The following is a 4,285-nucleotide window of genomic DNA, read 5'->3' as shown; positions in this document are numbered from 1 at the left end:
GCGCAGACCGTCAGCGTCAAAGTCTGACCGCAGCGGTACCGGAGCAGCCATGACATCCCCCTCGGGCTCCAAACCCAAAGACAGAATCACCCCTCAGCCGCCGAGGCTACCCCGTGAGTCCCACTTAACGAGGGTTGGTATCACAGGGTAGGCACGCCGCGTCACCGATTACTCAGCCCGATTTTCCAGCATTAGCTCCGTTTGATTTTGAATTCGAGAAATAATTTTAGATCTCTTTGGATGCAACAGGACAAATATGGACAAACCAGGACTTTCAGCTCCTGTTTTTGCCTGTTCACCGTCAACAAATTTTGGTCAAATTGCCTACTCCATACCAGCATAGGACATTTATTTTGAGTTCAGATTCCCAATAATTCGAGTAACTTTGGAGATTTATTGATAAAAATTTACTTACTTTTACTCTGAAATCTGTGCGAGGGCAGGCTCGTAAAAAATAAATGGCAGTACAATTACTTCCCATCCATGGGAGTTCACGATACATCTATCAGGACAAAAATTGCTATCTTACGCGGGGTGGACTTGGAGAAGGCGACAGGTCGCACGCAACGACGTTCTCAAGTTCCTGAACCGCCGCGTCTTCAAAAGGTTGGGTGCCTACGGTTCGAGGGTCGGTCGGCTGCAAATCGTGATCGGGATCATGGGCGAGTACGTCGTACGCGTGAGCAATCGCGACATCGCCGTGTCCGTGTTGTGCGACGTTCTGGAAGAGGTCAGGAACGGCCCGGAGATGTACGAGCCCGAGAGGGACAGTGACTACCTTTGATAATGGGCGGTGGGGACGTCCCCGCCGCTTCCAGGAAGCGGCCGGCGGCTCGCCATCGGTCGTTACCCTTTCGACTTACGGGTCTAAGGGGCAGGCTTAGTAGCCCAACAGAGGGAAAGCGGCTCCGCCGCGTCGCGAACATGCTGGTTCATCGAGGCGACGGTGACCGTATCGGATCCCGGCCTCGGGATCGGCGGGGCGTGCGGTGACTTCCGGCCCGGCGGAAGCGATACTCTCCTGAAGAAACATGGGAGGCGTTTGCGATGCGGCTCAGGATCGCAGCCATATTGGTCGGGCTGTGCTCAGGGCTTCCGGGTTCGGCTTACGCGCAGTGGGGGATCCCAGACGGCGTCAAAACCGCGGCGGTGCAGGGTTATCCACTCGCCTACCAGGAGGCTGGATCCGGCGAGCCCATCGTGCTGGTTCACGGATCACTCGGCGACTACCGAATCTGGTACGCGCAGGTACCGGTGCTGTCGAAGCAATACCGCGTCCTATCCCTCAGCCTGCGCCACTACTATCCCGAACGCTGGGATGGTGTCGGCGAGGATTTCTCCATCTCGCAGCACGCGGCCGACGTGGCCACTTGATCCAACACCTTAACCTTGGACCTGTCCACCTGCTCGGCCATTCACGGGGTGGAGCCGTGGTTCTGACGGTGGCCAAAGAGCACCCCGAGCTGATCAAGACCCTGATCCTTGAGGACGCCAGCGGCATGGAGGGGCTGCTCCCAGAGACGCCTGAGACCAAAGCCATGGCCGGCGAAGTGAAGGGTTTGGTGTCGACGCTACGAGCCAACCTTGCGGCCGGGGACAAGGAGAAGGCGGGTCAAGAGTTCACCGACGGGTTGAATGGGCCTGGCACCTGGGCCCAGCGCTCTGCCCTTCAGAAGGAGATCCTGCTCGACAATCTGGGCACCGGGGTCGACAGCGGCGAACGGGGAAACATCACCTGCTCCGACATCGCCAAGTTCAGCTTCCCCGTCCTGACGCTGTCCGGCGAGCGCAGCCCGAAACGGTACCCGGAAGGATTTGCCGCGGCCCGGAAGTGCAATCCCGCGATCCCGGCTGCGATCGTGATCCCGAACGCGGCCCATGCGATGAACCGGGACAACCCCGAAGCCTTCAACGCCGCCGTGCTGGCGTTCTTGGCGCAGCACCAAGGGCATCCACCGGCGAGCCGCTGAGCCGGCCGCGTAGCTCGCGCACGACTTACTCGGCTGGTTCGTCTGCGACCGAGGGGAGCCGCCCTCATCCCCGACATGGTCACGGCGCCTGCCTGTCCCGCCGTGCCGCGAGGATCGTCGCCGCGGCAGCTTGAAAGGCGAGCGCGGCATCGACCCCGTCCATGGCGTATTCCGGCCAGCGGACGGGAGCCATGCGGACGGCGAGCGTGACGCCGGCCGAGAACGTGGTCGCGATCGCGTCGTTGCGCGCGCTGAGCCAGGTTGCCTTGATCAGCGGATTGGTGTCGTGGCGGAACCGCGCCAGGCTGCCCGCGGTGAGGTAGGCGATCACCATCGCACTCGCGGCGGAGAAGCCGAGCAGCCCGGGATCGATCGGCCGCGGATCCGCTACCTTGTCCCACAGGTCGTAGAGCGTTTGCAGGCCCCCGACTGTCAGGACGGCGGCGATGAGGTAGGCGGACAGTTGCTCAGCCCGTGCGCCGCGCCCGAACACAAACGCCGCCACGGCGTTCAGCAGGACCGTGTAGATCCAGTCGAGCGCATCCTTGAGGAACTGGGCCGAGCTGACGGAGAGGGCGTACGTGATCTGTGCGGCGGCGAAAATCGCGATGCCGATCGCGATCGCCCAAACCGTACGTTTGTAGGCGTGCCCGTGTTCGTCGAGCGTTCCGCTCACGACGCCGTCAGTCATACGGTTTCCGTCCCTGAACCTTCCGACAGGCCAAGCGCGCTCAGGACGCCACGGCGAGGCGCGTGAAGCTCACCGCGCTCGCAAACCCAGCAAAGGCCGCCCCAAGCCCCATCGCCAGGGCTGGACCGTGCGCTTCCGCGATCGCGAAGCACGCCGCAACGAGGGCGGCGCCCAGGGTCTGACCGAGCAGCCGCGCCGTGGCGACGATGCCGCTCGCCCCGCCTGATCGGTTAGGTGGTGCGCTCGTCATGATGGCACGTAAGTTCGGGGCCTGGAAGAAGCCGAACCCGGCCCCGCAGATCGCCATCCGCCAGATGATGTTCGGGACGCTGGGATCCGCGGGCAGCAGCGCGAGCAGCCCCATGCCGAGCGCGAGGCCGGCAAGCCCGATCCCGCCGAGCAGGCCGGGCGCATAGCGGTCCGAGAGGCGGCCGGCTACCGGCGCCATCAGCGCGACCACCAATGGCCAGGGCGTCATCAGAAAACCGGTCTCGACCTGCGAGCGGCCGAGCGTGTGCTGGAACAGGAACGGCAGCGAGACGAAGGCGAGCCCCTGCGCTGCGAAGGAGCATACAGCTGTCAGGGCCGACAACGCGAACACCGGGCGCTTTAAGAGATCAGCGGCCAGCATCGGCGCCGGGTGCCCGGCCTGGCGACGCAGGAGCAGGGTGAAGCAGGCGAGCGCGCCACTGATCTCTAGGAGGATGCGCCAAAGCGGCCCCTCGTGTGCAGCCTCACCCAACCCGAGCACGAGGAGGGCGAATGCGGCGGCGTTGAGCAGCGCGCCGGGCAAGTCGAAGCTGTGCCCAGAACGTCCGGTCTCCGGCAGCGCGGTCCAGGCCAGGGCGAGGGCGCCGAGGCCGATCGGCACGTTGACGGCGAACAGCCACGGCCAGGGCGCGGCTAGCAGGATCAGCGACGCCACGGTCGGACCGACTGCGAAGCCAACGCCGACGACGAAGGCGTTGAGCCCGACGCCGCGACCGAGCTGATGTGCGGGATAGATGAAGCGGATCAACGCGATGTTCACCGCCATCAGTGCGCTCGCCCCAATCCCCTGGAGCACGCGCGCAGCGACGAGTGTCGGCAGGGACCAGGCCAGGGCGCATACGAGAGAGGCGCCGGTAAACAGCACGAGGCCAGCGACGTAGATCCGCCGCTGCCCAATGATCTCGCCGAGCGCTGCGATCGGCAGCAGCGTCGCCACGACCGCAAGCTGATAAGCGTTCACGATCCAGACCGAGGCACCGGGATCGACCCCGAGATCGGCGGCGATGGTGGGCAGAGCCGTGTTGGCGATGGCGGTGTCGAGCGTGGCGAGCGCCACCCCGGTGAGCACCGCGGCCATGGCCCGGCCGCGCTGGCCCGGCGGCAGCCCATCGCGAGCTATCGCGGTTGGCTTCAGGGTTGTGACAGACATTCGGAGGGAAGGTCTCGCGTTTCGAACCGACCTCGGACTGCGCCCTCTTCCTCAGCTTGGCAATCGTGACCTGACCGGCTGGCTTTGGACCGGACTGATTGAGAGGATCAGCCAGGACCGAAGGAGTCGGACATGCGGCGAGGTCAAAAGACGAGCGCGGAGCAGGTGGTGCTGAAGCTGCGGCAGATCGAGGTGCAGACGGCC

The 4,285-nt window shown here is 64.1% G+C and carries 4 protein-coding genes; 2 read left to right on the top strand and 2 right to left on the bottom strand.

Annotation, left to right across the window (positions count from 1 at the left end):
* The first annotated feature begins 1,047 nt into the window (after window positions 1-1,047).
* Together MKK65_RS03510 and MKK65_RS03505 are read left to right on the top strand one after the other, a co-directional pair.
* Window positions 1,048-1,374, top strand: coding sequence for an alpha/beta fold hydrolase (locus MKK65_RS03510; protein WP_243955339.1), 327 nt, complete (start codon window positions 1,048-1,050; stop codon window positions 1,372-1,374).
* Window positions 1,371-1,970 carry an alpha/beta fold hydrolase gene (locus tag MKK65_RS03505; RefSeq protein WP_243955337.1) on the top strand — a complete coding sequence of 200 codons (600 nt, stop codon included), beginning with the start codon at window positions 1,371-1,373 and terminating at the stop codon, window positions 1,968-1,970. The genes MKK65_RS03510 and MKK65_RS03505 overlap by 4 nt, the downstream gene beginning before the upstream one ends.
* A 79-nt stretch (window positions 1,971-2,049) precedes the next feature.
* On the opposite strand, the gene MKK65_RS03500 is transcribed toward MKK65_RS03505, so the two are convergent.
* Together MKK65_RS03500 and MKK65_RS03495 are read right to left on the bottom strand one after the other, a co-directional pair.
* Window positions 2,050-2,661, bottom strand: coding sequence for a hypothetical protein (locus MKK65_RS03500; RefSeq protein WP_243955335.1), 612 nt, complete (start codon window positions 2,659-2,661; stop codon window positions 2,050-2,052).
* Window positions 2,662-2,701: 40 nt separating this feature from the next.
* Window positions 2,702-4,081 (bottom strand): MFS transporter, encoded by a 1,380-nt coding sequence (locus MKK65_RS03495; protein ID WP_243955333.1) that lies wholly within the window; start codon window positions 4,079-4,081, stop codon window positions 2,702-2,704.
* Window positions 4,082-4,285 lie beyond the last annotated feature (204 nt).

It is taken from the genome of Methylobacterium sp. J-001, assembly GCF_022829565.1.
Classification (GTDB): domain Bacteria; phylum Pseudomonadota; class Alphaproteobacteria; order Rhizobiales; family Beijerinckiaceae; genus Methylobacterium.
This window is presented reverse-complemented; position numbering and strand designations above follow the sequence as displayed.

Coding starts and splice junctions, on each gene's coding strand:
- MKK65_RS03510 (WP_243955339.1), top strand. CDS start 1,048: ATGCGGCTCAGGATCGCAGCCATATTGGTCGGGCTGTGCTCAGGGCTT.
- MKK65_RS03500 (WP_243955335.1), bottom strand. CDS start 2,661: ATGACTGACGGCGTCGTGAGCGGAACGCTCGACGAACACGGGCACGCC.
- MKK65_RS03495 (WP_243955333.1), bottom strand. CDS start 4,081: ATGTCTGTCACAACCCTGAAGCCAACCGCGATAGCTCGCGATGGGCTG.